The organism is Dysosmobacter sp. Sow4_B12 (assembly GCF_052116665.1).
Classification (GTDB): domain Bacteria; phylum Bacillota; class Clostridia; order Oscillospirales; family Oscillospiraceae; genus Oscillibacter.
The window spans coordinates 191,435-215,229 of record NZ_JBQKKR010000001.1; the positions used below are offsets into that span (position 1 = coordinate 191,435).

General features: G+C 58.0%; 26 protein-coding genes. All 26 read left to right on the top strand.

What is annotated here, in order from left to right:
- The first annotated feature begins 46 nt into the window (after positions 1 to 46).
- The 26 genes from ACTQ4R_RS01005 to ACTQ4R_RS01130 all read left to right on the top strand — a co-directional run bounded on the left by ACTQ4R_RS01005 (position 47) and on the right by ACTQ4R_RS01130 (position 23,767).
- Entirely contained in the window at positions 47 to 1,393 is a 1,347-nt protein-coding gene (locus ACTQ4R_RS01005; protein WP_441624978.1) for a butyryl-CoA:acetate CoA-transferase, read from the top strand.
- 198 nt (positions 1,394 to 1,591) lie between these two features.
- The gene (locus ACTQ4R_RS01010; RefSeq protein ID WP_441624980.1) at positions 1,592 to 2,086 is read left to right on the top strand and encodes a CarD family transcriptional regulator; all 495 of its coding nucleotides are present in this window, start codon (positions 1,592 to 1,594) and stop codon (positions 2,084 to 2,086) included.
- Between the two features lie 112 nt (positions 2,087 to 2,198).
- Entirely contained in the window at positions 2,199 to 2,849 is a 651-nt protein-coding gene (gene ispD / locus ACTQ4R_RS01015) for a 2-C-methyl-D-erythritol 4-phosphate cytidylyltransferase (protein ID WP_441624982.1), read from the top strand.
- Entirely contained in the window at positions 2,846 to 3,337 is a 492-nt protein-coding gene (gene ispF, locus ACTQ4R_RS01020) for a 2-C-methyl-D-erythritol 2,4-cyclodiphosphate synthase (RefSeq protein ID WP_441624984.1), read from the top strand. The genes ispD and ispF overlap by 4 nt, the downstream gene beginning before the upstream one ends.
- A gap of 83 nt (positions 3,338 to 3,420) precedes the next feature.
- On the top strand, positions 3,421 to 3,672 hold the full coding sequence (locus ACTQ4R_RS01025; RefSeq protein WP_441624986.1) for a DUF3343 domain-containing protein: 252 nt from the start codon (positions 3,421 to 3,423) through the stop codon (positions 3,670 to 3,672).
- The gene (locus ACTQ4R_RS01030; RefSeq protein WP_441624988.1) at positions 3,669 to 4,793 is read left to right on the top strand and encodes an aminotransferase class V-fold PLP-dependent enzyme; all 1,125 of its coding nucleotides are present in this window, start codon (positions 3,669 to 3,671) and stop codon (positions 4,791 to 4,793) included. Before ACTQ4R_RS01025 ends, ACTQ4R_RS01030 begins: the two co-directional genes overlap by 4 nt.
- Before the next feature lie 104 nt (positions 4,794 to 4,897).
- Entirely contained in the window at positions 4,898 to 5,791 is an 894-nt protein-coding gene (cdaA, locus tag ACTQ4R_RS01035; RefSeq protein WP_441624989.1) for a diadenylate cyclase CdaA, read from the top strand.
- On the top strand, positions 5,781 to 7,088 hold the full coding sequence (locus ACTQ4R_RS01040; RefSeq protein WP_441624991.1) for a CdaR family protein: 1,308 nt from the start codon (positions 5,781 to 5,783) through the stop codon (positions 7,086 to 7,088). The genes cdaA and ACTQ4R_RS01040 overlap by 11 nt, the downstream gene beginning before the upstream one ends.
- An 18-nt stretch (positions 7,089 to 7,106) precedes the next feature.
- On the top strand, positions 7,107 to 7,517 hold the full coding sequence (locus ACTQ4R_RS01045; RefSeq protein ID WP_441624993.1) for a SoxR reducing system RseC family protein: 411 nt from the start codon (positions 7,107 to 7,109) through the stop codon (positions 7,515 to 7,517).
- Positions 7,517 to 8,407, top strand: a complete 891-nt coding sequence (locus tag ACTQ4R_RS01050) for a DUF5685 family protein (protein WP_441624995.1) — start codon at positions 7,517 to 7,519, stop codon at positions 8,405 to 8,407. Before ACTQ4R_RS01045 ends, ACTQ4R_RS01050 begins: the two co-directional genes overlap by 1 nt.
- 9 nt (positions 8,408 to 8,416) lie before the next feature.
- Positions 8,417 to 9,055 carry a J domain-containing protein gene (locus ACTQ4R_RS01055; protein ID WP_441624997.1) on the top strand — a complete coding sequence of 213 codons (639 nt, stop codon included), beginning with the start codon at positions 8,417 to 8,419 and terminating at the stop codon, positions 9,053 to 9,055.
- A gap of 27 nt (positions 9,056 to 9,082) precedes the next feature.
- The gene (locus ACTQ4R_RS01060) at positions 9,083 to 9,964 is read left to right on the top strand and encodes a YicC/YloC family endoribonuclease (protein ID WP_441624999.1); all 882 of its coding nucleotides are present in this window, start codon (positions 9,083 to 9,085) and stop codon (positions 9,962 to 9,964) included.
- Positions 9,965 to 9,974: 10 nt separating this feature from the next.
- Positions 9,975 to 10,229 (top strand): DUF370 domain-containing protein, encoded by a 255-nt coding sequence (locus tag ACTQ4R_RS01065; protein WP_441625001.1) that lies wholly within the window; start codon positions 9,975 to 9,977, stop codon positions 10,227 to 10,229.
- Positions 10,230 to 10,234: 5 nt separating this feature from the next.
- Entirely contained in the window at positions 10,235 to 10,831 is a 597-nt protein-coding gene (gene gmk / locus ACTQ4R_RS01070; RefSeq protein WP_441625003.1) for a guanylate kinase, read from the top strand.
- 67 nt (positions 10,832 to 10,898) lie between these two features.
- The gene (gene rpoZ / locus ACTQ4R_RS01075) at positions 10,899 to 11,114 is read left to right on the top strand and encodes a DNA-directed RNA polymerase subunit omega (RefSeq protein ID WP_441625005.1); all 216 of its coding nucleotides are present in this window, start codon (positions 10,899 to 10,901) and stop codon (positions 11,112 to 11,114) included.
- Between the two features lie 31 nt (positions 11,115 to 11,145).
- A complete protein-coding gene (gene priA / locus ACTQ4R_RS01080; RefSeq protein WP_441625007.1) occupies positions 11,146 to 13,596 on the top strand; it encodes a replication restart helicase PriA in 2,451 nt (816 codons plus the stop codon).
- Between the two features lie 21 nt (positions 13,597 to 13,617).
- A complete protein-coding gene (def, locus tag ACTQ4R_RS01085; RefSeq protein WP_441625009.1) occupies positions 13,618 to 14,127 on the top strand; it encodes a peptide deformylase in 510 nt (169 codons plus the stop codon).
- A 4-nt stretch (positions 14,128 to 14,131) separates the two neighbouring features.
- Positions 14,132 to 15,052 (top strand): methionyl-tRNA formyltransferase, encoded by a 921-nt coding sequence (gene fmt / locus ACTQ4R_RS01090; protein WP_441625011.1) that lies wholly within the window; start codon positions 14,132 to 14,134, stop codon positions 15,050 to 15,052.
- Positions 15,053 to 15,074: 22 nt separating this feature from the next.
- A complete protein-coding gene (locus ACTQ4R_RS01095; protein WP_441625013.1) occupies positions 15,075 to 15,809 on the top strand; it encodes a zinc metallopeptidase in 735 nt (244 codons plus the stop codon).
- On the top strand, positions 15,806 to 17,131 hold the full coding sequence (gene rsmB, locus ACTQ4R_RS01100) for a 16S rRNA (cytosine(967)-C(5))-methyltransferase RsmB (protein ID WP_441625015.1): 1,326 nt from the start codon (positions 15,806 to 15,808) through the stop codon (positions 17,129 to 17,131). The genes ACTQ4R_RS01095 and rsmB overlap by 4 nt, the downstream gene beginning before the upstream one ends.
- A gap of 13 nt (positions 17,132 to 17,144) precedes the next feature.
- Positions 17,145 to 18,188 carry a 23S rRNA (adenine(2503)-C(2))-methyltransferase RlmN gene (gene rlmN / locus ACTQ4R_RS01105; protein ID WP_441625017.1) on the top strand — a complete coding sequence of 348 codons (1,044 nt, stop codon included), beginning with the start codon at positions 17,145 to 17,147 and terminating at the stop codon, positions 18,186 to 18,188.
- A complete protein-coding gene (locus tag ACTQ4R_RS01110) occupies positions 18,185 to 18,925 on the top strand; it encodes a Stp1/IreP family PP2C-type Ser/Thr phosphatase (RefSeq protein ID WP_441625019.1) in 741 nt (246 codons plus the stop codon). Before rlmN ends, ACTQ4R_RS01110 begins: the two co-directional genes overlap by 4 nt.
- Before the next feature lie 18 nt (positions 18,926 to 18,943).
- The gene (gene pknB / locus ACTQ4R_RS01115) at positions 18,944 to 20,929 is read left to right on the top strand and encodes a Stk1 family PASTA domain-containing Ser/Thr kinase (protein ID WP_441625021.1); all 1,986 of its coding nucleotides are present in this window, start codon (positions 18,944 to 18,946) and stop codon (positions 20,927 to 20,929) included.
- A 1-nt stretch (position 20,930) separates the two neighbouring features.
- Positions 20,931 to 21,818, top strand: coding sequence for a ribosome small subunit-dependent GTPase A (rsgA, locus tag ACTQ4R_RS01120; protein WP_441625023.1), 888 nt, complete (start codon positions 20,931 to 20,933; stop codon positions 21,816 to 21,818).
- Positions 21,819 to 21,915: 97 nt separating this feature from the next.
- A complete protein-coding gene (locus ACTQ4R_RS01125; protein WP_441625024.1) occupies positions 21,916 to 22,068 on the top strand; it encodes a hypothetical protein in 153 nt (50 codons plus the stop codon).
- A gap of 160 nt (positions 22,069 to 22,228) precedes the next feature.
- On the top strand, positions 22,229 to 23,767 hold the full coding sequence (locus tag ACTQ4R_RS01130; protein WP_441625026.1) for a DUF3794 and LysM peptidoglycan-binding domain-containing protein: 1,539 nt from the start codon (positions 22,229 to 22,231) through the stop codon (positions 23,765 to 23,767).
- Positions 23,768 to 23,795 lie beyond the last annotated feature (28 nt).

Here is a 23,795-nt window from a genome sequence, read left to right on the forward strand (position 1 = left end):
AACTACGGAAATACTGACCACGGGAAATGAAATAGGAGGAAATCACATGAGCTACGAAGTGGAATATCAGCAGAAGCTCAAGACGGCTGACGAAGCTGTCAAAGTCGTCAAATCCGGCGATTGGGTCGACTATGCCTGGTGCGTTGGCACCCCCAAGGCACTGGACAAGGCCCTGGCCAAGCGCAGCGAGGAACTGACCGACGTGAAGATCCACGGCGGCATCCTAACCAGCCGTCCCGCCATCTTCGACGTGCCCAACGTGGCAGAGCATTTTACCTGGAACTCCTGGCATATGTCCGGCATCGAGCGCAAGGCCATCAATGAGGGCTTTGCTTTCTACGCTCCCATCCGTTATTCCGAGCTGCCCAGCTATTACCGCAACTGCATCCAGCAGACGGATGTTGCCATGCTGCAGGTCGCTCCCATGGATGAGCATGGTTGGTTCAACTTCGGTCCCAACGGCACCCATCTGAAGGCCGTGTGCGAGACTGCCAAGGTCGTGATCGTGGAAGTCAACAAGAACATGCCGGTGTGCTTTGGCGGCTTCGACAACTATATCCACATCGACGATGTGGACATGATCGTAGAAGGTGACAACCCCGAGATCGACGAGATGGGCGGTCCGTCTGTTGCTTCTGAGGTGGATATGGCCGTGGCCAATCTGGTGGTGCCCGAGATCCCCAACGGCGCTTGCCTGCAGTTGGGGATCGGCTCCATGCCCAGCGCCATCGGCAAGATGATCGCTGAGTCCGACTTGAAGGACCTGGGCGTGCATACGGAGATGTACGTGGACGCGTTCGTGGACATGGCCAAGGCCGGCCGTATCACCGGCGCCTGCAAGCCCTTCGATAAGGGCCGTCAGACCTACGCGTTCGCTGCCGGTACCAAGAAGCTCTATGAGTTCCTGGATCACAACCCCGAGTGCATGGCTGTGCCTGTCAGCTACGCCAATGATATTGCCCGCGTTTCTCAGATCGACAACTTCATCTCCATCAACGGCGCTGTGGACATCGACCTGTACGGTCAGGTCTCTTCCGAGTCCTCCGGCACCCGCCATATCTCCGGCGCCGGCGGCCAGCAGGACTTCGTCATGGGTGCTTATCTGGCCAAGGGCGGCAAGAGCTTCATCTGCTGCTCTTCCTCCTACATGGACAAGAAGACCGGCCAGCTGAAGTCCCGTATCCGTCCCACCATGGCGGAGGGCACTATCATCACCGCCACCCGTACCAACCTGCACTGGCTGGTCACCGAGTACGGCAAGGTGAACGTCAAGGGCCTGTCCACCTGGGAGCGTGCTGAGGCACTCATTGGCATCGCCCATCCCCAGTTCCGTGAGGAACTGATCGCTGAGGCTGAGAAGATGCACATCTGGCGCCGTTCCAACAAGAAGTAAACAATTTTATATCGGCACTGGCGGAGCACATACCTCCGCCAGTGCCGATTTTTTTTGCTTTTCAGCGCAAAAAAACTGAAAAAGTGCTTGAAAATTGACAATTGTCATACTATAATCATACTTGAGTAAATATTTGTTTTTGTCAAAATATCAGCGGCTGCGGAGACCCGGCACCGTAGGCGGGAAAGGAAGCCTCTCATGTTCAGCATTGGGGATCTGGTCGTGCATCCCATGCATGGTGCGGGGATCATCGATGGAATCGTTCAAGAAAAGATCGCAGGCGTCACACAGGATTACTATGTCTTCAAGATGCCCATGGGCGGACTGTTGCTGAAGATACCTGTCTGCAACAGCGATGCCATTGGTATCCGCACGCTCATCACACAGCCGGAGGCGGAGGCACTTCTGGCCGCTATTCCCGATATGACGGTGGAGAGCACCGCTAACTGGAACAAACGCTACCGGGAAAACATGGAAAGACTGAAAAGCGGGAACTTGTACGAGGTAGCCCGGGTGGTCAAGGCGCTGATGCACAGGGAACAGCAGCGGGGCCTGTCCACCGGCGAGCGGAAAATGCTGCACAATGCCCGGCAGATCCTCATTTCGGAAATCGTCATGGCGGAGCAGGGAGAGTACAGGGAACTGGAGAGCCGTGTGGATCAAGCCATGCGGCAAACACCTGCGCTCCATTAAACAACTACATGGAGAGAGGAATCAGCAGATGCTTCCATTCTTAAAAAAATATCGGGAAGGACGCCGGCCTCGCTGCGCCGCACTGGTGGCAGCAGCCGGCAGTTCTACCCGTATGGGAGGCGGCACCAACAAGCTTTTGCTGCCGCTGGACGGCATTCCCGTCTTGATACGGACGCTGGATGCCTTGCAGAGGGCGGAACGGGTGGATGAAATCATCGTAGCCACCCGGGAAGAGGAATTGGTAGAGATCGCCCAGCTGTGCCATACATACGGCATCACCAAATGCAAAAAAGTGGTCCGGGGCGGTGAAAGCCGCGCCCATTCCGTTATGCTGGCGGCGCTGGAGGCGGATAAAAGCATGGAGCTGCTGGCGGTGCAGGACGGTGCCCGTCCTCTGGTGACGCCGGAGCTCATTGACAGCGTCATTGCCGCCGCGACCCGTTGCGGAGCGGCAGCCCCTGCCGTTCCGGTGAAAGATACCATCAAATGCGTCCGGGAAGACGGCGCGGTGGCGCAGACACTGGACAGGAGCGCACTGCGGGCGGTGCAGACGCCGCAGGTATTTACGGCGGATGTTTTGAAAGCCGCTCTCCAGTCTGTTCTGGAGCAGGGGATTGAAGTCACAGATGACTGCGGCGCGGTGGAACGGCTGGGAAAGGTGGTCTTTTTGACAGAGGGAGAGGAGACCAACCTAAAGATCACCACCCCGGCCGATCTGGTGCTGGCGGAAGCGATCTTAAAGGACCGGGAGGAGCGGACATGACAAATCTGCGCATCGGACACGGATATGACGTTCACCGGCTGGTGGAAGGTCGGAAGCTTATTCTGGGAGGCGTGGATATACCTTGGGAAAAAGGGCTGCTGGGCCACTCTGACGCGGATGTGCTGGTCCACGCGGTCATGGACGCCTTGACCGGCGCCGCCCGCCTGGGGGACATCGGCAAGCTCTTTCCGGACACAGACCCAAAATATGCCGGTATTTCCAGCTTAAAGCTGCTGGCGGAAGTCGGACGGCTGCTGGGAGAAAAGCGCTTCGCCGTGGTGAACATCGATGCTGTGCTGCTCGCCCAAGCACCTAAGGTTGGGCCTTACCGGCCACAGATGGAGGCGAATATCGCCGCGGCACTGGGCATTGAAGCGGAGCAAGTAAACGTGAAGGCCACCACGGAGGAAGGCCTTGGCTTTACCGGCGATGGTTCCGGTATGGCGGCTCACGCGGTGGTGCTTCTGGAGAAGCTGAACAATATCTGAACGAAAGGACCTGCCTGGCGGCAGGTCCTTTTTCGCACCCTTTCCGTCCCAGGCCATAAGATGGACAGAGAGGAGGCGAGCTCGTGGAGCACTATTTGATCATCGCCCGTTCCATCACTTACGCCCAGCGGATGCAGCGGGCACTGAGCCGCGCGGGCATCCGCTGCCGGATTTTCCGGGCACCCAGAGACCTGACCTCTTCCGGCTGTGCCTATGCCGTGGAGCTGGCCCCGCCGGACTTGTCGGCAGCTTTGCTGATTCTTCGCAGGGAGCATCTGGACCCTGTTCAAATATATCTGCCCCAACCGGGAGGCATACAGGAGGTGCCTTTATGATCTATCTGGACAGCGCTGCCACCACATTTCAAAAGCCGCCGGAGGTAGCCAAGGCTGTGGCGGAAGCCATGCGTACCATGAGTTCTCCGGGCCGCGGCGGATACGGTGCCGCCATGGCCGCGGCGGACACGGCCTTTGATTGCCGCAGCGCGTTGGCGGAGCTTTTTCATCTGGAAAGCCCGGAACAGGTGGTCTTCACGCTGAATGCCACCCATGCGCTGAATATTGCCATCAAAAGTCTGGTTCCCCGCGGGGGACGGGTCGTTATTTCCGGCTATGAGCATAACGCCGTTACGCGGCCCTTGACAGCCCTGGGGGCAAAGACAGCGGTGGCCGCTGGGCCGCTGTTCCGGCAGGATGCGGTTCTGGATGCCTTTGACCGGCTCATCACACCGGGGACCAGCGCTGTGATCTGCAACCATGTGTCCAATGTATTTGGGTTTGTTCAGCCGGTGGAATCCATCGCAGCGATCTGCCGGCAGCGGGGCGTTCCCTTTGTGATCGACGCTTCCCAATCCGCAGGGGTGCTGCGGCTGGATATGTCCGCGCTGGGAGCGTCCTTCATCGCCATGCCCGGACACAAGGGCCTCTACGGCCCGCAAGGCACCGGGGTCCTCCTATGCCGGACAGGGATGCCTGTAAAGCCGCTTCTGGAAGGAGGGACCGGAAGCCTGTCCCTTCTTCAAGAGATGCCGGATTTTCTGCCGGACCGGCTGGAAGCCGGCACCCACAATGTTCCCGGCATCGCGGGGCTGCTGGCGGGCGTCCGCTTTTTGAAAAAGCAAGGTCCGGAGAACATCTGCCGCCGGGAGCGGCTGCTGACTCGGCAGGCGGCAGAGGGGCTGCGAAAGCTGCCGGGCGTACAGGTTTTTGCCAGACCGAATCTTGCATCCCAGGTGGGGGTACTCTCCTTCACCGCGGCAGGTCACGACACGGAGACTATCGGCAGCCAGTTGGGGCAGCGGGACATTGCTGTCCGCGCCGGGCTCCACTGCGCGCCCCTGGCGCACCGGACCGCGGACACTCTGGACAGCGGCACAGTGCGCCTAAGCTTTTCCCATTGGAACACCGCCGCAGAAGTGGAACGCTTTCTGGAGGCCATGCGGGATATTCTGGTCTGATTTTCTGAACAGACCGTGAATTTTCCTGCTGATTGCCTTGCAATCCTAAGCTATATTTTATATAATCAAGGTATTCATGGCCTAAAGGGGATGAGGAACTCTCAATGGAAGTGAAACTTGCGGAACTGCCGGCAGTGATCGGACGCTACCTGCTGTTGATTCAGCCGACAGACCTTTTAGATATTGCCATCATGATCTTTGTCCTGTACAAGGTGTTCATGCTGGTGCAAAGCACCAAAGCCGCCAGCCTTCTCAAGGGTTTGCTGGTATTTCTGGCGGCTTTGATGCTGTCTTCCGTACTGCAGCTCCACGGTGTGTATTACATCATGAGCAGTATGGTGGAGTGGGGAGTTCTGGCCCTCATCATCCTGTTCCAGCCGGAGATCCGCCGTATTCTGGAGCAGATGGGCAGCAAGCGCTTCACGGCGTTTTTCTCCCACGAGGAGGATGTCAACACCATGGAGCAGACCATCGGGCAGACCGTCCTGGCCTGCACAGAGATGTCGCAATCCCGTACCGGCGCCTTGATCGTGTTTGAGCGGGAGATTTTGCTGGACGACATGGTCCGCAGCGGCACTGTACTGGACGCCTCCGTTTCCAGTGAGCTTTTGAAGAATATCTTCTTTGTGAAGGCACCTATGCACGACGGCGCCGTCATTGTCCGGAATGGGCGGGTGCTTGGCGCCGGCTGCATGCTGCCCCTCAGCAAGAACGTTAACCTCAGCCGGGACCTGGGCATGCGCCATCGGGCCGGCATCGGTATGAGCGAGAACTCCGACGCTGTGGTGGTCATTGTCTCTGAAGAGACTGGCTCCATCTCGGTGGCGATTGGCGGTATGCTCAAGCGCCATCTGAAACCGGAAACGCTGGAGAATCTGCTGCGCAACGAGCTGCTTCCCCAGGATAGTGAGGAGACGGACAAGCAGAAGTTCAGCCTCTCCGGTCTGACAAATCTGCTGTCGGCCAAAAAGAACGGAGGCAGCGGCGATGAAGAATAAAGTCAGCAAGCGTAAGGCATTCTACATCGCCTTGGCAACTCTTGTGGCCATCAGCATCTGGATCTACGCTGACCTAACCGGAAATCCGGACGGAACAGCCCGTATCGTCACCAAGGAGTTCAAGGACATCCCCATCGAGTATCTGGACGCGGACGCCGCACTGGCCAGCCGGGGATTGATGCTGCTGGAGGAGGGAACGGACACCACGGTGGACGTAACGCTCCAGGGCACCCGTTGGGATCTTGCCAAGGTGGACCGGGATGACCTTCTCATCCAGGCAGACCTTTCCAACATCACCACTACCGGTTCCCAGACAGTCTCCAACAAGCCGGGCTTTAAGATCCGTACACTCAGCCAAATCGTCTCTTATTCCGACATCAAGCCCTATACCGCCACCGTCAATATCGGCGAGCTGTACAGTAAGAGCGTAACTGTCCATTATGAGATCGTGGGCAATGTGGCGGCGGGGTACTCCGGCGGCGAACTGGAGGTCTCTCCCGCAAGCTTTGAGGTCCGCGGCCAGAAGGAGACGCTGGACCGGATCAGCTATGCCAAGGTAACGCTGGACATCGGCACTGATGCCATGGCCACAGTTTCCCGGGAATTGAGCTATCAATACTATGACGAAAAGGGACAGGTCGTGGACAGCTCCAATGTCCACTCCAACGTGGAGACGGTACAGGTCACACTGCCGGTGAATGTCACCAAGGAAGTGGACCTGGTCATGAACTTTAAGGAATCTCCCGGCGCCAGCCTCTCCAACGTGACTTATAAGATCACGCCGGCGAAAATCACCATTTCCGGCGACGCAGAGCAGCTGCGGAACGTGGACTCCCTGGTGCTGGCAGACTTTAATTTGGTGGAGCTGAACAGTGCCGCTTTGTACAATTACGTGATTCCCGTACCGGAAGGCTGTGAAAACCTCAGCGGCACCAGTCAAGCCACGCTGCAGCTTTCCTTCAAGGATATGGCAGAGGCGGACATCACCACCAGCCGCATTCAGTATGAAAACCTGCTGACGGAAGGCAAGTACGTGGACCTGCTGACCTTGGAGATGACAGTTCACATTTTCGGCACCACCGCCGATGTGGAGCGGGTGACGCCCGATGACATTTTGGTTGTGGCGGACCTCACAGACTTCAATAACGCTGCGGGCAGCTATACAGTCCCTGCCAAGATCCTGGTGGACACCACCGGCGACATCGGTGTGGCCGGCAACTACCAGGTCCGGGTGGACATCCGCGAGGGCAGTGCCCCGCCGGCGGATGAGCCGATTGAGGAAGAACCCACGGAATAATCACACAGGAGTGTTACCATGACCCAGATCGCAACTGTTGAACGAATTTTGGACAAAAACCACGCGGAGATTTCCGTTCCGCGGAAATCCGCCTGCGGACATGACTGCGAGGAGTGTGCCGGCTGCGGTGTCACCGGCGCGGCAGTCCGTGCAAAAGCCACCAATCCCATTGACGCCCGCCCCGGGCAGAAGGTAGTGGTGGAAAGCAGCACCAGCAAAATGATGCACATTATCCTGCTGGTGTACCTCATTCCGGTAGTTCTGTTTATGGCCGGCTATTTCATCACCGCCTTTCTCACCTCAAAAGTGGCGGTCCAGTACGCCGTGGCGGCGGTCGGCTTTCTCGTCGGCATTGTGGGAGCCATTGGCTATGACCGGCGGCTGAAAAAGCAGGGAGGACTGACCTTCCACATTGTCCGCCTGTTCTGATGTACGGCTATGTACGTCCCCCACTGGAGCAGCTGCCCCAGCAGGAGCGTGACCGCTTCCAGCGGGCCTATTGCGGCCTGTGCCATACGCTTGGCCAACGCTACGGATTGCCGGCCCGTTTCATTCTCAATTATGATTTCACCTATCTTGCCATCCTGTTGGCGGAAAGGGAAGAGGGGCCTAGCGGAGAGAGCCGGTGCCCTGTCAGTCCCATTCGCAAGCGCCCATACCTGCAAAGCGACGATGCCTTCGCCCTGGCGGCGGACGAGAGTGTGATTTTGGCCTATTGGCAGCTGCGGGACGGTGTGGCGGACCATGATTGGCTCCACGGTTTGAAATACCGGAGCGTGTCATGCATCCTGGAGCCGGCTTACCGCAAAGCAGCCAAGGCTCGTCCCGCCTATGATGAAGCGGTCCGGTGCCAGCTGGAGCAGCTTGCCCGGCTGGAGGCCGAACAATGTCCCTCTATCGACCGGGCGGCAGACGCTTTCGCCGTACTGTTGGAGCGCAGTGCCGACGATGTGGCAGACCCCGTACGGCGGCGGGTCCTGGGGCAGATGCTTTATCATCTTGGCCGCTGGGTCTATCTGGCGGATGCGGCGGATGATCTGCAAAAAGATGCCGCAAGCGGGAACTATAATCCTATAGCCCTGCGGTTCGGCCTGCAAAACGGTCAATGGACAGCGGAGAGCCGCGCTGAATTTGCCGGGACATTGGACCATTCCGTCCGCATGATCGCCACCGCCTATGAGCTGTGGGACTTCGGATGCTGGGCACCCATATTGGAAGCAACCATTTATTACGGACTCTTTCAAGTAGGAAAGGCAGTGCTGAACGGCACATTTCGCCCTCGGGTCCGTGGTTTAGAGAGAAACAAACAAGAAGGCTGAGGAATCCACATGAACGATCCTTATCAGATCCTGGGTGTGCCGGAGTCCGCCACCGACGAAGAAATCAAAAAGGCATACCGGGACTTGGCGCGCAAGTACCATCCGGACAATTACCATGACAACCCCCTGGCCGATCTGGCCCAGGAGAAAATGAAGGACATCAATGCCGCCTACGAGCAAATCACCCGGGAGCGCAGCGGCCGCGGCAGCGGAAACAGTTCTTACGGCAGCTATGGTTCCGGTGGGACTGCTTACCAGCGTCAGCAGTACAGCAGCCAGTCCTCCACCGGCAGCTCTGTGCTTCAGCAGGTGCGCATGGCTATCAATTCCGGCAACCTCAGCCGTGCGGAGGCGCTGCTGGCCAACTACGCTGACCACAACGCCGAGTGGAATTTCCTCAAGGGCGCTGTCTGTTATCGCCGTGGCTGGATGGACGAAGCCAAGCGGTATTATCAAACAGCCTGCCAAATGGACCCGAGTAATGCGGAGTACCAGTCCGCCTTGGACTTTATGGAAAATGCCAACCGGACAGCCTACCGGCCCGACGGCGGCAGTTTCGGCACAGAGCTGTGCGGCGGAAATCCCTGCTTGACCCTGTGCTGCCTATATACCCTCTGCAACGGCGGCGGATATTTCTTCTGCTGTTGAGAGGTCAACAAGAGAGGGAGAGTTAACATGATAAAAAGTATGACCGGATATGGCCGCGCCCGTCAGATGCTGCATAAGCGGGACATCACGGTTGAGGTCCGTTCCGTCAACAACCGCTATCTGGACTGCACGGTAAAAATGCCCCGGATGTATGCCTTCGCTGAGGATGCCATCAAGAGCTGCGTCCAAAAGGCGATTTCCCGGGGCAAGGTGGATGTGTTCATCACTGTGGACGCTTCCGCCGCTGACGTGGCCAAGGTCACTGTCAACCGGGAACTGGCTGCCAGCTATCTGGCTGCGCTGCGGGAGTTGGCTGGTGTTTGCGGCGCGGAGAATTACCAGGCAGGACCGGAGACACTGGCTCGTTTCCCGGACGTGCTTACTGTTACAAAGGCGGACGAGGACCTGGAAAGCGTCACTGCCGACCTGTGTGCTGTACTGGAAGAGGCACTGGCAGCTTATCATACCATGCGGGCTGTGGAGGGTGCCAAGCTGGCGGAGGACATTGGAAACCGCCTCACCGCCATTGAGACTTATACAGGCCAGGTAGAGGCCAGGTCTCCCGAGACCGTAGCGGAATACCGGGCAAAGCTCACAGCCCGTATGCAGGAGGTGCTGCAAAGCACCACTATTGACGCCCAGCGCATCTTGACGGAGGCCGCTATCTATGCCGACAAAGTGGCCGTGGATGAGGAGACTGTCCGCCTGCGGAGCCATGTGGCCCAGCTGCGGACTATGCTGGAATCCGATGAGCCCATGGGGCGAAAAATGGACTTTCTCATCCAAGAGGTCAACCGGGAATCCAATACCATCGGGTCCAAGTGCAACGACGTTGCCATTGCCCAGGTAGTGGTCAATTTAAAAGCCGAAGTGGAGAAGATGCGGGAACAGGTCCAGAACATCGAATGAGGGATGTTGTATGAAGCTCATCAACATTGGCTTTGGGAGCCTTGTTTCTCAAGAACGGCTGGTGGCGATTGTCAGCCCTGATTCCGCCCCCATCAAACGTATGGTCCAGGAGAGCCGGGAGAGGGGCATGCTGATCGATGCCACCTATGGCCGCAAGACCGCGTCTATTTTCATTATGGACAGTGACCATGTGATCCTGTCCGCGCTGCCGCCGGAGAAATTCGGCGCCAAAGCGCAAAGCGAGCAAGCAGAGGAGAGAGAGTAAAGCAGATGACAAAAGGCAAGTGTTTTATTATTTCCGGTCCCTCTGGGGTCGGAAAGAGCACCGTGCTCCACGCCTTGATGGCGAAGCGGAAAAATGTGTATTTCTCCGTTTCTGCCACCACCCGAGACCCCCGTCCCGGCGAGGTGGACGGCGTCCACTACCACTTTTTGAATGTAGATACCTTCCGTCAATGGATCGCCAACGAAGAGTTTTTGGAGTACGCGGAATTCGTGGGTAATTTCTACGGCACTCCAAAGCGGTTTGTGGATGAGGCCATGGAGCGGGGAGAGGATGTGATCCTGGATATTGAGGTCCAGGGGGCAATTCAAGTTACCAGCAAACGGCCGGACACTGTCCGCATTTTTATCGCTCCTCCCAGCTGGGCGGAATTGGAACGCCGCCTCACTGAGCGGGGCACCGACAGTCCGGACAAGATTCAAAAGCGCCTGCTGCGGGCCAAGGTGGAGTTTCAGACAGCTCACACCTACGATTATTTCGTCATCAACAACACTGTGGACGAGGCCGTGGAGGAACTGAATGCCATCATGACCGCCGAACACTGCAAGCCCAGGGAGCGGATGGAAATTCTTAACGGTAAATAATTTGCCGTTCCTTCGCATATCCGACAAAAAAATCAGCCGAAATAAGGCAGAATGGAAGTAGATTATTATGATGCTGTATCCTGCAATGAACAAGCTGACCAGCTATGTCCCCAACCGTTATATGCTGGTAAATGTGGTGGCCCGCCGGGCCCGCCAGATCGCCGAGACGGCCGAGGAGACCGGCGAGCTTCTGACGGAAAAGCCTGTGACTTTGGCCATCAATGAGGTGGCCGAGGGAAAGCTGGACGCCAGCCACATGGACTTGACCATCGAAGAAAACTGACCACAAGGCAACACACAAGGAGGGGCGAGGCATGGAGACCGCAATGATCGTAAAAATCGCGGTCAGCGCCGCGCCCTATTCCATTGATAAGCCCTATGACTATCTGGTGCCGGAGCATCTGCTTGATGCCGCGGTGCCAGGTGTCCGTGTTACCGTTCCCTTTGGCAGGGGAAACCGGACCAGCGAGGGCATTATTCTGGCAAGGGGAGAGGGCGAAAAGACGCAGGGGCTAAAGCCTCTGGGCTCTGTGCTGGACAGTTCCCCCGTGCTGGACAGCGACGGTATCTCCTTGGCTTTATGGATGCGGCAACGGTACTTCTGTACCATGTTCGAGGCGGTAAAGACCATTCTTCCTGCCGGCCTGTGGTATCGGCTGCGGGAAGTTTGGCACCTGGCGGAGGGTATGGACCGGGATACGGCCGCCACACTTTGCCAATCTATCCGCCGCGCCGGAGCAATATTGGATGTGCTGGCTGCCTGCGGCGGCATCGCCGACCTGGAGACCCTTCGGGATGCCTGTGGAATTGAGGCGGAAAATACTCTGCGTTCCATGGAAAAAGCCGGGGTTGTCACATGCGAGACCGCCGCCAAGCGGAAGATCGGCGACAAGACCCGGCGCATGGTATCCCTGGCCGTCAATGCTGAGGAAGCCTTTGCTCTGACAGAGACCCGGCGCCGCACCGCCCCCACCCGCTATGAAGTGGTACGGCTGCTGGCTGCCACAGGGGAGGCTTCTTCCGCCGACGTGTGCTATTTCACCGGAGCCTCCGCCCGAACGCTGAAGGCTATGGAAAAGGCTGGAATTCTGACCTTTTCCGAAGCGGAGGAGCTGCGGGTGCCTCAAATCGTTGCATCAGAAACTGAGCCTGGGCCTCCTATCCTGCTGAACGACGAACAGCAGGCGGCTTATGACGGTATCCTGGCTCTCATGAACGCCGGGAAGCCGGAGGCCGCGCTGCTCCACGGTGTTACCGGCAGCGGAAAGACCCAGGTGTATCTGCGTCTGGTCCAGGAAACGCTGGACCAGGGCAGGACCGCCATGGTGCTGGTGCCGGAGATCATTTTAACACCGCAGATGATGCGGAAATTCTCTTCTTACTTTGGCAGTAAAGTTTGTATGCTTCACAGCTCTCTTCGCATGACGGAGCGCTATGACCAGTGGAAGCGCATCCGCCGGGGAGAGGTGCAGGTGGTGCTGGGAACTCGCTCAGCCGTATTTTCCCCCTTAAAAAACCTGGGTCTTATCATCTTGGACGAGGAGCAGGAGGGGAGCTATCAATCAGAAAATCCTCCCAGATACCATACCCGGGATGTTGCTAAATATCTGTGCGCCCGTGAGAAAGCCGTGCTGCTGCTGGGGTCCGCCACTCCCACCGTGGAAAGCGCCTGGGCGGCGGAGACAGGCACATACCATCTTTTCCGCCTGCGGCAAAGGTACAATACCCATGCCATGCCCCAGGTGCGCATCGCCGATTTGCGCCAGGAAATTCTGGCTGGTAATCCCGGCCTTATCAGTGAACCTTTACGGCAGGAGCTGGAGGAAAATCTTCGCCGCGGAGAGCAGAGCATCCTGTTTTTGAACCGTCGGGGCAGCAGCCGCATGCTGCTGTGCGGAGAGTGCGGCTATGTTCCGGAATGTCCCCGGTGCAGTGTGGCTTTGACCTACCACTCCGCCAACGGACGGCTCATGTGTCATTACTGCGGCCATTCAGAGCGGGCGCCGGAAGTCTGCCCCGCATGCGGCGGGATCATGAAGCACATTGGCACCGGCACCCAGAAAGTAGAGGAGGAACTGCGTGAACTGTTCCCGGGAGCCGGCATCCTCCGGATGGACGCGGATACCGCCTCCGGCGGCCACGAGGCCATTCTCTCCCGCTTTGAAAAGGATCGCGTCCCCATTCTGCTTGGCACCCAGATGGTCGCCAAGGGGCTGGATTTTGAAAATGTGACACTGGTGGGCGTTCTCTCTGCCGACCTTTCCTTGTATGTGGACAATTACCGGGCCGCGGAGCGGACGTTCAGCCTGCTGACCCAGGTCGTGGGCCGGGCCGGACGAGGCGGTAAGCAGGGCAGGGCGATCATCCAGACTTACACGCCCGGCAACGATGTGATTCGCTGCGCCGCCTCACAGGATTACGATAGCTTTTACCAAGGGGAAATCCGGCTGCGGCGCCTGCGCCGATGCCCGCCCTTTGCGGACCTGTTTGTATTTACTGTCTCCGGCGCGGATGAGGGGAGCGTCCTCCGCTCCTCTGCCGGGTTCCGGGAGAGGCTTCGCCAGGCCTTTTCGGAGGAAGAGGTCCTGGGCCCCGCGCCGGCGCCGGTTTTGAAGCTGAATAACCGCTTCCGCTACCGGCTGCTGCTGGTGGGAAAAAATGACAAATCCACCCGGGACCGCATCAGCTGGCTGCTGAAAGAATTTGCAAATGACCGCGCCAACCGCGGATCGAATATTTTTGTGGACTGCAATCCTATGGACTGAGCAGTCGGAAGGAGCAAGCGTATGGCACTGCGTAAAATTGTAGAGCAGGGTGATCCCTGCCTAAGTAAGGTCTGCCGCCCTGTGACAGAGTTCAACGGACGGCTCCACGAGCTGCTGGACGATATGCTGGAGACCCTGGCGGATGCCAACGGTGCCGGCCTTGCCGCCCCTCAGGTGGGTGTTCTGCGCCGGGCCTGCATCGTCATCGACATGGATTCCGAGGAATATATCGAGCTGGTGAACCCGGAGATCATCGCCAAGAGCGGTGAGCAGACGGGACTGGAGGGCTGCCTCAGTGTCCCCGGCAAATGGGGCATCGTCACCCGGCCTAACTATGTGCGGGTCCGGGCACAGGACCGGGACGGCAACTGGTTCGAAGTGGAGGGAGAGGATATGACTGCCCGCTGCTTCTGCCACGAGATCGAGCATTTGGACGGCCATCTGTATACCGAGCATATTGACCACTTCCTGTCCGACGAGGAGCTTCGCGCATACCTGGAGCAGGAAGAGGCAGAAAAGGAAGGGGAGTAAGCCCATGCGCATTCTGTTTATGGGCACACCCGATTTTGCCGTGGCCTCTTTGAAGCGCCTGGTGGAGGACGGACACACTATCTGCGGCGTGTTCACTCAGCCGGATAAGCCCAAGAACCGGGGACACAAAATGGCCTTTTCCCCAGTGAAGGAATATGCCCTGTCGCAGAATCTGGAGGTATACCAGCCTCTGAAAATGCGGGACGGCGAAGCCATGGGAATCGTGGAAGCCTTGGCACCGGAGCTCATCGTGGTGGCGGCCTACGGCAAGATTTTGCCGGAGGAGATTCTGAATTTCCCAAAATACGGCTCCATCAATGTCCACTCATCTCTGCTGCCCAAGTACCGGGGCGCGGCTCCCATCAACTGGGCGATTCTGAATGGAGAGACGGAGACCGGCGTTTCCATCATGTATATGGCGAAGGAACTGGATGCCGGTGATGTGATCTTGCAAAAAATCACACCCATCGGTTCCGAAGAGGACGCTCTGTCGTTGACCATACGATTGGCGGAGCTCGGGGCGGCGGCTCTTTCCGAAACTGTCACAGCCCTGGAAAACGGGACTGCTTCCCGTGTGCCGCAAGACGGAAACCAAATGACATATGCCTCCATGCTGTCCCGGGATATGTCTCCCATCGATTGGTCCCGTTCCGCCCATGCCATCTCCTGCCAGGTGCGGGGCTTGATTCCCTGGCCCTGCGCCACCACGGACATCATCTCCGGTGAGCAGATGAAACTCTATCAAGTGCGGGAGACTGGAGAGAGCACCTCCGCCCAGGCCGGCACCATTGTTGCGGCGGGAAAGACCGGCATCGACATTGCCTGCGGTGACGGGAAAATCCTGCGGATCACAGAGCTCCAGGCCCAAGGTGGAAAGCGCATGGCCGCTTCCGCTTATCTGCTGGGACATCCCATCACCCTTTGAATTTTAAAGCAAGAGGTCTTTTATGCCTTATTACAGCTATGGCGATTTTCTCGCCAACAATATTTATTGCATTCTTCTCATTCCCATTCTGCTGCTGAGCCTGTGGGCCCAGTTCCAGGTCAGCGGGAACTTTCGGCGGTACAGCGGCGTCTATAACCGCAGGCACATCACCGGCGCCCAGGCGGCGGAGGCAGTGCTGCGGGCGCACGGTGTTTATGATGTGGGTATCCGTTGCGTCCGGGGAAATCTAACAGATCATTACGACCCCAGGGACAATACCATTTACCTCTCCGAGAACGTATATAACGCTCCCACCGTGGCGGCGGTAGGCGTCGCCTGCCATGAGGCGGGACATGCCGTCCAGTACGCGGAGGGCTACGGCCCCATCCGGCTGCGGCAGGCCATCATTCCCGCCACGCAGTTGGGCTCCAAGCTCTCCTTTTTGCTGCTGATGGTGGGCATGCTGCTGTACAGCCAGACGCTGTTTTTCGTGGGCATTGTGCTCTTTTCCTTTACCACGCTGTTCCAGCTGGTGACGCTTCCTGTGGAGTTTAACGCTTCCGCCAGGGCCATGGAGACCATCCGGTCGCAATATCTCTTGGAGGGTGATGAAATCACCGGGGCCGGCCGGGTGCTGTGGGCGGCGGCATTGACTTATGTGGCCGCTTTGCTCATGTCCGCGTTGCAGCTTCTGCGCTTCGTGCTCATTTTCCTGGGCCGGGGCGGAAACGGGCGCCGGGGAGGTGGCCGGGAATGAGCTCTGCCCGTGAAACCGCCCTGCGGGTCCTCATCAGCTGCCGTACCAACGGCGCCTGGGCGGACGCCGCTCTGCAGGCTCAGCTGCGCCGAGACGGCATTGCCGGCCTTGACGCAGCCCTTTGCAGCCGCCTGGTCTACGGTGTTCTGCAAAACCAACTGCTGCTGGACCACTATATCGGTGCGTTCTGTTGCCAGCGGCCCGACCACCTGCAGCCGCCGCTGCTGGATATTCTCCGGCTGGGCGCCTATCAGATCCTGTACTTGGATAAAGTACCGGACCGCGCCGCCGTCAGTGAGTCTGTGGAGTTGGCGAAGCACTTCAAGCGGGGACAGGCGGCAGGCCTGGTAAACGCTGTGCTTCGAAAGCTTGCCCAGAATAAAAATGATCTTCCGCCTATTCCGGACCGGGATGAGATCCGGTATCTGTCTATCCGGTACAGCCATCCCCGGTGGCTGGTAAAGCGTCTGCTGCCTGCCCTTGGCCGGGATGAGACAGAGGCATTTCTGGCCGCCAACAATTCCGTGGCACCTTTGACCGTGCAGGTAAACCCGCTGAAAACCTCGGCGGAGACTTTGCTGACAGAGCTGAGAGAGGCTGGTGTCACCGCACGGCCCCACGCTTGGGTCCCCGGCTGTCTGGAGCTCTCCGGCACCGGCGATCTAACAGCTCTGCCTGCTTTTCGGGAAGGCCGCTTCCTGGTTCAGGACCCGGCGGCCCGTCTGGTCTCCCTGGCAGCAGGCATCGCACCGGGACAGCGGGTACTGGATGTGTGCGCCGCTCCCGGCGGAAAGTCTTTTTCCGCCTCCTTTGCCATGGAAAACCAGGGCAGTGTGACGGCTTGCGACCTCCACGAAAACAAGCTGGTCCGCATTCGCCAGGGGGCTGAGCGGCTGGGTGTCACATGTGTGGAGACTGCTGCAGCCGATGGAAGAAACTTCCGTCCCGAGTGGCAGGAGGCATTTGATACCGTTCTGGTGGATGCCCCCTGTTCCGGTCTCGGTATCATTCGAAAAAAACCGGATGTGCGCTATAAGAAGGCCGATGATCTCTTTGCCCTGCCGGTGATTCAGAGTGCTATTCTGGAAAATGCTGCCCGCTATGTGAAGCCAGGCGGCATCCTGCTGTACTCCACCTGTACCATTCTGCCGGAGGAGAACGAGCAGATCACAGATGCGTTTTTAGCCGAGCATTCGGATTTTGCCCGAGAAACCGCCTCGCTTCCCGCCCCCATCGGGAAGGTAGAGGGGCAGCTGACCTTCTGGCCGCAGCGCCATGGAACGGACGGCTTTTATATCTGCCGCATGAAGCGGCACCCTTGAAAGGTTCTTTCCTATGATCGATTTAAAATCCCTGTCCCTGCAGGAAATGACAGACGTGATGAAAGCCATGGGCCAGCCGGCGTTTCGTGGCAAGCAGGTGTTCACATGGCTCCACAAGGGAGCCCGGTCCTTTGAGGAGATGACGAATCTCCCCAAAGCCCTGCGGGACCAACTGGCTGCGGAATGCATCCTAACAGTGCCCAAGGTGGCCCGAAAGCAGGTATCCCATCAAGATGGCACCATGAAATACCTGTGGGAGCTCTCAGACGGAAACTGTATCGAGTCTGTTCTGATGCGCTATCACCACGGAAACACAGTCTGCATCTCTTCCCAGGTGGGCTGCCGTATGGGCTGCGCGTTCTGTGCGTCTACCATAGCCGGCAAGGTGCGGGACTTAACACCTGCTGAAATGCTGGACCAAGTGCTGTTCACGCAGCTGGATTCCGGAATGGAGATCTCCAATATCGTCCTTATGGGTATTGGTGAACCCATGGATAATTTGGACACGGTGTTGAAGTTTCTGGAGTTGGTAAACCATCCGGACGGCATGAACATCGGTATGCGGCATATCTCCCTGTCCACCTGCGGCGTCATTCCCGGTATTCGCCGCCTGGCGGAGAGTAATCTGCAGCTGACGCTGTCTGTTTCTCTCCATGCGCCGGACGATGAGACCCGCAGCCGTATCATGCCGGTAAACCGGGCCTACCATGTAGATGATCTGTTTGCCGCCTGCCATGACTATTTCCGCAGGACAGGACGGCGTATTTCCTTTGAGTACGCTATGATCGACGGCATCAACGACAATGACTGGCAGGCAGATTTGATTGCCAAGCGGCTGAAGGGAATGCCCGGCCACGTGAACCTCATTCCGCTGAACGACGTGGTGGAGAGCCCTTTCAAGCCCTCCAAGCGGGTGGCCGCTTTTCAGCGGCGCCTGGAATCCCACGGCATTACCGCCACGGTGCGGAGAAGCCTGGGCGGCGACATTGACGCCTCCTGCGGCCAGCTGCGCCGAAAGGCCATGGAGGAAGCAAAGAAAGGGGAGAGCGCCCAATGATGGAAGTTTGGAGCATGACGGATGTAGGCCTGGTTCGTAAGGAAAATCAAGATGCCTTTGCCGTCTGCCAGCATGAGGAAAGCGGTCACACGCTCTGCGTAGTCTGTGACGGTATGGGCGGCGCCGCAGGCGGAAGGCTTGCCAGCCGTATTGCCGTGGATACCTTTATGCTCGAAATGCAAAAGGTCCTGCGGCAGGACATGACACCGGAGCAGCTGCGGGAAGCCTCCTCCTATGCGGTCACCCTGGCCAACCGGGCCATTCGGGACGCGGCCGAGGCCTCCGTGGACTGCCGCGGCATGGGTACTACTTTGGTGTCTGCCGTCAGCTATGACGGAGGTGCTGTCATTTCCAACGTGGGAGACAGCCGGGCTTACCGCATCACCGCCGATGGCATTGCCCGGATCACCAAGGACCACTCTTTAGTGGAGAGGATGGTGGACCGAGGCGACATCACCGCAGAGGAGGCCCGCCACCACCCCAACCGCAATCTCATTACCCGTGCGCTGGGGCCCGACATGTCGGCCCTCAGCGATGAATACATATGCCCCTTGGGGCCGGGAGAGTTCCTGCTCCTGTGCTCCGACGGTTTGGTAGACACCGTAACGGACCAGGAGATGCTGTTTGAGGTCATCCACGGCGATGATTTGAACACCTGTCTGGACCGGCTGTTGACCATTTCCAAGAGCCACGGCGCGTCGGACAATGTTACCGCCGTGCTCATGAAACAACGATGAAAGGAGGGGAGCGTCATTATGGACCAGTTCATTGGAAAAATGCTGGATAACCGCTATGAGATCCTGGAAAAGATCGGCACCGGCGGTATGGCTAACGTATATAAGGCAAAATGCCACCTGCTGAACCGGCTGGTAGCGGTGAAGATATTGAAAAATGATTTGGCGCAGAACGAGGAGTTCCGTCGCCGCTTCAACGCCGAATCCCAGGCAGTCGCCCAGCTCTCCCACCCCAACATCGTCTCTGTTTACGATGTGTCCCGGGGCGGCGATACGGAGTATATCGTCATGGAGCTCATCGACGGCATTACGTTGAAGCAGTACATGGAAAAGCGGGGACAGCTGAATTGGCGGGAATCCCTGCATTTCATCACCCAGATCATGCGCGGCCTCAGCCACGCCCACAGCCGCGGCATTGTCCACCGGGACATTAAGCCGCAGAATGTCATGGTCCTGCGGGACGGCAGCGTGAAGGTCGCTGATTTTGGTATCGCCTGCCTTGAAAATTCCGCCCAGACCCTCACACAAGAGGCCCTGGGCTCCGTGCATTACATTTCGCCGGAGCAGGCGCGGGGAGACCGCACGGACGCCCGCAGCGACGTATACTCCGCCGGTGTGGTGCTGTATGAGATGCTCACCGGCCGTCTGCCCTTTGAGGGTGACTCTGCGGTGTCTGTGGCCATCCAGCACCTCAGCTCCATTCCCCTGGCTCCCCGGGAGATCAATAAGGACATTCCGGAGCAGCTGGAGCTCATCTGCATGAAAGCCATGACCGCCGATTTGGACAAGCGGTATGCCTCTGCAGACGCCATGATCGCCGATTTGGAGGCTTTCCGCAAGAATCCCGGCGTCAGCCTGGACTTTGAATTGGAAGATCTCCGCCCAGATGAGGCGGATGAACCCACCCGTCCTCTGCGCACCGGCAGCGTTCACGCGGCTCTGGAGGCCGAGCAGGCCCACCGCACCGCCAGCCGGGAGCGGGAATATCGCCGGGAGTATGCGGAAGACGAGGAGCCATCCCGTTCCGGCAGCAAGCGTACTGTCATCATCGTGGCGGTGACAGTGGCGGCTCTGCTGTTGGCGGCACTGCTGTTCAAAAACATCTTTGGCTCCTTTGGCCCCCAGGCTCCCACAGAGTATAGAGTACCCAATGTGGTAGGCAGGACCCTGGAAGAAGCCAACGCCATGCCGGAGGTGCAGAATATCTTCAAGATCACCAAGATCGGTGAGGAATTCAGCAACGATTATCCCAAAAATGAGATCATTCGCCAAACGCCGGATGCCGGCGAGACCCGAAAAGGCGAAAATCTGGTCATTGAGGTCGTGATAAGTCTGGGTGAAAACACCGGCGAAATGATCGACGTGACCAATACAGAGCTACAGGAAGCCAAGCTCCGCCTTCAAGCCCTGGGCCGGCAGCTGGACCTGGAGCTGAATATTGACGCTGACGTCAGTTATCAAGAATTTTCCGACGTGACGGAGGGTTTTGTGATTCGTACAGAGCCTGCGGCTGGTGCCACCTTGAAAGACGGAGACACCATCAAGGTCTACGTCAGCAAGGGACCGGAGCTGCAAAGCTTCCCGGTTCCGGATTTTGTGGGACAGCCCATTGATAAGGTGCGAGAGCAATTGAAAGAGGTCTGGAAGCTCACCTGTACCGACAGTGATATTGAACTGGTGGACAGCGAAAAGCCGGAGGGCACGATCCTCTGGCAGAGCATTGAGGGAACCACTGAGGCCACAGAAGGGGATACCATTCAATTCAAGGTCAGCACCGGGCAGGCACCCAGCCAGTCCCGGATCATCACTGTGCTGCTGCCCCAGGACGGCCGGGAGTCTGTCAGCGTCTGGGTGACGGTGGACGGTGAGGAGCAGTTCAACCAGAGCGTTTCTTGCAGTCAATCCTCCATTTCTGTCTCTCTTATCGGCTACGGTGTCCAGCACGTGGAGGTCTATATTGACGGCGAAGCAGACCCCGAACAGGCCCAGGACGTCCAGTTTGACTGATATGGCAGAAGGACGTATCAAAAAAGCCCTCAGCGGCTTCTATTACGTGGATACTGGAACAGCGACCCTCACCTGTCGGGCACGGGGTAAATTCCGCAAGGATGGCGTTTCGCCTCTGGTGGGCGACTGGGTGGAGGTCCGCGAGCTGGGCGGCGGTGAAGGCTTTGTGGAGGCCATTCGTCCCCGGCGCAACGCCTTCGCCCGGCCAGCCGTGGCCAACATTGACCAGTTGGTGATCATTGCCTCTGCTGCCGTGCCGAGAACAGACCCATTTCTCATTGACCGTGTGGATGCTATCGCCGCCTTAAAAAGCTGCGATGTCATCGTGCTGCTGAACAAGTGTGACCTGGACCCTGCGGATGACCTATACGGTATCTATACCGCCGCCGGTTTTCCAACGCTCCGCGTCAGTGCGGAAACAGGGGAGGGCCTGGAGGAATTAAAGCCCTTGATTGCTGACAAGCTATCTGCCTTTACAGGTAACTCTGGCGTTGGAAAATCCAGTATTTTAAATGCGTTGGACCCAGAATTTCATTTGCAGGTGGGAGAGGTCAGCGACGCCCTTGGCCGCGGCCGCCACACCACCCGCCATGTGGAGCTGTATCACCTCTCCTGCGGCGGAGATATCGTGGATTCCCCGGGCTTTTCCTCCTTTGAAACAGATGAGCTGAATCTGGAGCTAAAGCACCGTCTTCCGGAGACTTTCCGGGAATTTGTCCCGTATCTGGGTGCTTGCCGCTTTGTGGGATGCAGCCACACCAAGGAAAAAGGCTGCGCCGTACTGGAGGCTTTGCGTGCTGGAAAGATACAGCCCAGCCGCCATGCCAGTTATCTAAGACTGTATGAGGAGCTGAAGCCTTTGCAGGACTGGCAGGAAAAAAAGAAATAACTGCTGCGAAAGCCCCGACGCCTGTGGTTCGTCGGGGCTTTTTTGACACCTGGGACAGCCAGGTCCGCTATACTGGAACAGGGAGGAGGCGGAACACATGTTTCGGGGAGGCGGCAACTGCATTTTAGGCATTTGCGCCGTGGCATTAGGTGCAGGTATTTTGATTGCCGCCATTTTTCCGGTGGGGGCATTGTTGTTTTTAGTGGCATTTTTGCTGATCGCCTGTGGCTGTGCCTGCTGCCGGCGGTAGGAAAGGAGCGGTGCGCATGAATATCGTGGTCTGGAAATCGCCCCGAGCCTTGCGGGGAATCTTACGAAAGCTGTTCGGCATCCATGCATAAGCCTTCTCCGGCGGTCATACAGTAAAGCAGAATACCATCGTATGAACGCCTGGAAAGGATGAGACCGATATGGATCTGGACTTAAAAAAAGCCTGCTTCGATACATATGAGGTAGGCGGAGATGTGACGCTGACCCAGGAGGAAACGGCGGAAACCATCGTGCCGGACTATTGCCCGGACATCGCCCGCATCATTGAAACAGAAGGGAAGGTATACCTTCACAGCCGGGAACTACGGGACGGAAAGGGTGATGTCTCCGGTACTGTGCGGGTGACCGTGCTGTACACCCCAGACGGTGACAGCGGCATCCGCACTCTGGAATTCGCCATGCCCTTCACCGCAGAAAGTGACAGCCGGGCCCTGCCGGATTGTGTATGCCTAATGGCGGAAGTAGAGCCGGAGACATTGGAGACTCGGATGCTGAATCCCAGAAAGGTATTCACGCACTGTAAGCTGGTGGTACGGCTGACCGGCTACCGCCGGGTCTCCCTCACTGTATGCCCGGACCTGGAGGCGGCACCGGAGCTGCGGGTGGAGAAGCGCCAAGAGCGGCAGCATGTAACGCTTCTCACGCATATCGTGGAGAAGGACTTCACCTTTTCTGAGGAGCTGGACATCTCACCCGGCCGGGAAGGCGCTGTGGAGATTTTGTCCAGCCGTGTGGTCTCCGCAGTGACAGAAACAAAGCTGGTAGGCAGCAAGCTGATTTTCAAAGGCGTGTTCACCGTTTCCTTGCTGTACCGGACCCAAGACGGCACATGCCGCGCCACCTCCGGAGAACTGCCTTTCTCTCAGATCATGGAGGTTGACGGCGCCGCTGAGGGCGCTGCCGCTTCGCTGCGGCTGCAGCTGACCGGAGCGGATCTTCAGATCGACGGGGGAGACCCGGAAGGTCGTCAAGTAGCGGTCACGTTATATCTTCACGCGACAGCTTTGCTGCGGCAGGAACAGGACTTAACGCTGTTGCGGGACCTGTACTCCACCGCCTATGAGCTGACCTATGAGGCGGCGCCTATGGTCCTTACCAGCTTTTGTGAGACCTTGAACCGCCGGCAGACCGTGCGGGAGGTATTGGAGATTGGTGTCGTGGCTGAGAGCATCCTGGCATTGCAGGCAGACTGCGGCGCGGTCTCTGTCAGCCGGGAGGGAAACGCTACTGCTCTGCGGACAGTGGCCACTGTCCGGGCGCTGTATCTGGACGAGGGCGGCGTGCCTTTGGTGGCGGAACGGGGCGTTGAGATCGCCTGCCAGATAGAACTGCCTTCGGATTGCCAGGTAACCGCTCGGGCCATCTGTCCGGAAGAGATTCAAGGAAGTCTTGGAGACAGAGGCATTGAGGTTCGTTTCCCTGTGGATTTCCGTGTAGAAGCGGCATCTCAAGTAAAGAAGGTCTGCATCACCGCCGCCCGGGTGGACACGGAGAAGCCCCGGGACCTAACCGGCACACCGTCACTGGTATTGCGGTGCCTGGGCAAGCAGGAGAGCCCTTGGGATCTCGCCAAACGTCATAACACCACCATCTCTGCTATCCTTGCTGCCAACCAGCTGGAATCAGAGGAGGAGCTTCCGCATGACCAACTGCTGCTCATTCCCAGAAAGCGGGCTTGATTTCTGTAAAAAAGTACACCGGAGCCAG

Bases quoted from the DNA above. Each gene is read 5' to 3' on its own strand.
- pknB (WP_441625021.1), top strand. From the start codon at position 18,944: ATGGACCAGTTCATTGGAAAAATGCTGGATAACCGCTATGAGATCCTG.
- ACTQ4R_RS01030 (WP_441624988.1), top strand. From the start codon at position 3,669: ATGATCTATCTGGACAGCGCTGCCACCACATTTCAAAAGCCGCCGGAG.
- def (WP_441625009.1), top strand. From the start codon at position 13,618: ATGGCACTGCGTAAAATTGTAGAGCAGGGTGATCCCTGCCTAAGTAAG.
- ACTQ4R_RS01040 (WP_441624991.1), top strand. From the start codon at position 5,781: ATGAAGAATAAAGTCAGCAAGCGTAAGGCATTCTACATCGCCTTGGCA.
- gmk (WP_441625003.1), top strand. From the start codon at position 10,235: ATGACAAAAGGCAAGTGTTTTATTATTTCCGGTCCCTCTGGGGTCGGA.
- rsgA (WP_441625023.1), top strand. From the start codon at position 20,931: ATGGCAGAAGGACGTATCAAAAAAGCCCTCAGCGGCTTCTATTACGTG.
- fmt (WP_441625011.1), top strand. From the start codon at position 14,132: ATGCGCATTCTGTTTATGGGCACACCCGATTTTGCCGTGGCCTCTTTG.
- ACTQ4R_RS01055 (WP_441624997.1), top strand. From the start codon at position 8,417: ATGAACGATCCTTATCAGATCCTGGGTGTGCCGGAGTCCGCCACCGAC.
- ACTQ4R_RS01065 (WP_441625001.1), top strand. From the start codon at position 9,975: ATGAAGCTCATCAACATTGGCTTTGGGAGCCTTGTTTCTCAAGAACGG.
- ACTQ4R_RS01010 (WP_441624980.1), top strand. From the start codon at position 1,592: ATGTTCAGCATTGGGGATCTGGTCGTGCATCCCATGCATGGTGCGGGG.
- rpoZ (WP_441625005.1), top strand. From the start codon at position 10,899: ATGATGCTGTATCCTGCAATGAACAAGCTGACCAGCTATGTCCCCAAC.
- ACTQ4R_RS01095 (WP_441625013.1), top strand. From the start codon at position 15,075: ATGCCTTATTACAGCTATGGCGATTTTCTCGCCAACAATATTTATTGC.
- ACTQ4R_RS01110 (WP_441625019.1), top strand. From the start codon at position 18,185: ATGATGGAAGTTTGGAGCATGACGGATGTAGGCCTGGTTCGTAAGGAA.
- ACTQ4R_RS01130 (WP_441625026.1), top strand. From the start codon at position 22,229: ATGGATCTGGACTTAAAAAAAGCCTGCTTCGATACATATGAGGTAGGC.
- rsmB (WP_441625015.1), top strand. From the start codon at position 15,806: ATGAGCTCTGCCCGTGAAACCGCCCTGCGGGTCCTCATCAGCTGCCGT.
- ACTQ4R_RS01125 (WP_441625024.1), top strand. From the start codon at position 21,916: ATGTTTCGGGGAGGCGGCAACTGCATTTTAGGCATTTGCGCCGTGGCA.
- ACTQ4R_RS01050 (WP_441624995.1), top strand. From the start codon at position 7,517: ATGTACGGCTATGTACGTCCCCCACTGGAGCAGCTGCCCCAGCAGGAG.
- ispF (WP_441624984.1), top strand. From the start codon at position 2,846: ATGACAAATCTGCGCATCGGACACGGATATGACGTTCACCGGCTGGTG.
- ispD (WP_441624982.1), top strand. From the start codon at position 2,199: ATGGGAGGCGGCACCAACAAGCTTTTGCTGCCGCTGGACGGCATTCCC.
- cdaA (WP_441624989.1), top strand. From the start codon at position 4,898: ATGGAAGTGAAACTTGCGGAACTGCCGGCAGTGATCGGACGCTACCTG.
- ACTQ4R_RS01045 (WP_441624993.1), top strand. From the start codon at position 7,107: ATGACCCAGATCGCAACTGTTGAACGAATTTTGGACAAAAACCACGCG.
- ACTQ4R_RS01060 (WP_441624999.1), top strand. From the start codon at position 9,083: ATGATAAAAAGTATGACCGGATATGGCCGCGCCCGTCAGATGCTGCAT.
- ACTQ4R_RS01005 (WP_441624978.1), top strand. From the start codon at position 47: ATGAGCTACGAAGTGGAATATCAGCAGAAGCTCAAGACGGCTGACGAA.
- rlmN (WP_441625017.1), top strand. From the start codon at position 17,145: ATGATCGATTTAAAATCCCTGTCCCTGCAGGAAATGACAGACGTGATG.
- priA (WP_441625007.1), top strand. From the start codon at position 11,146: ATGGAGACCGCAATGATCGTAAAAATCGCGGTCAGCGCCGCGCCCTAT.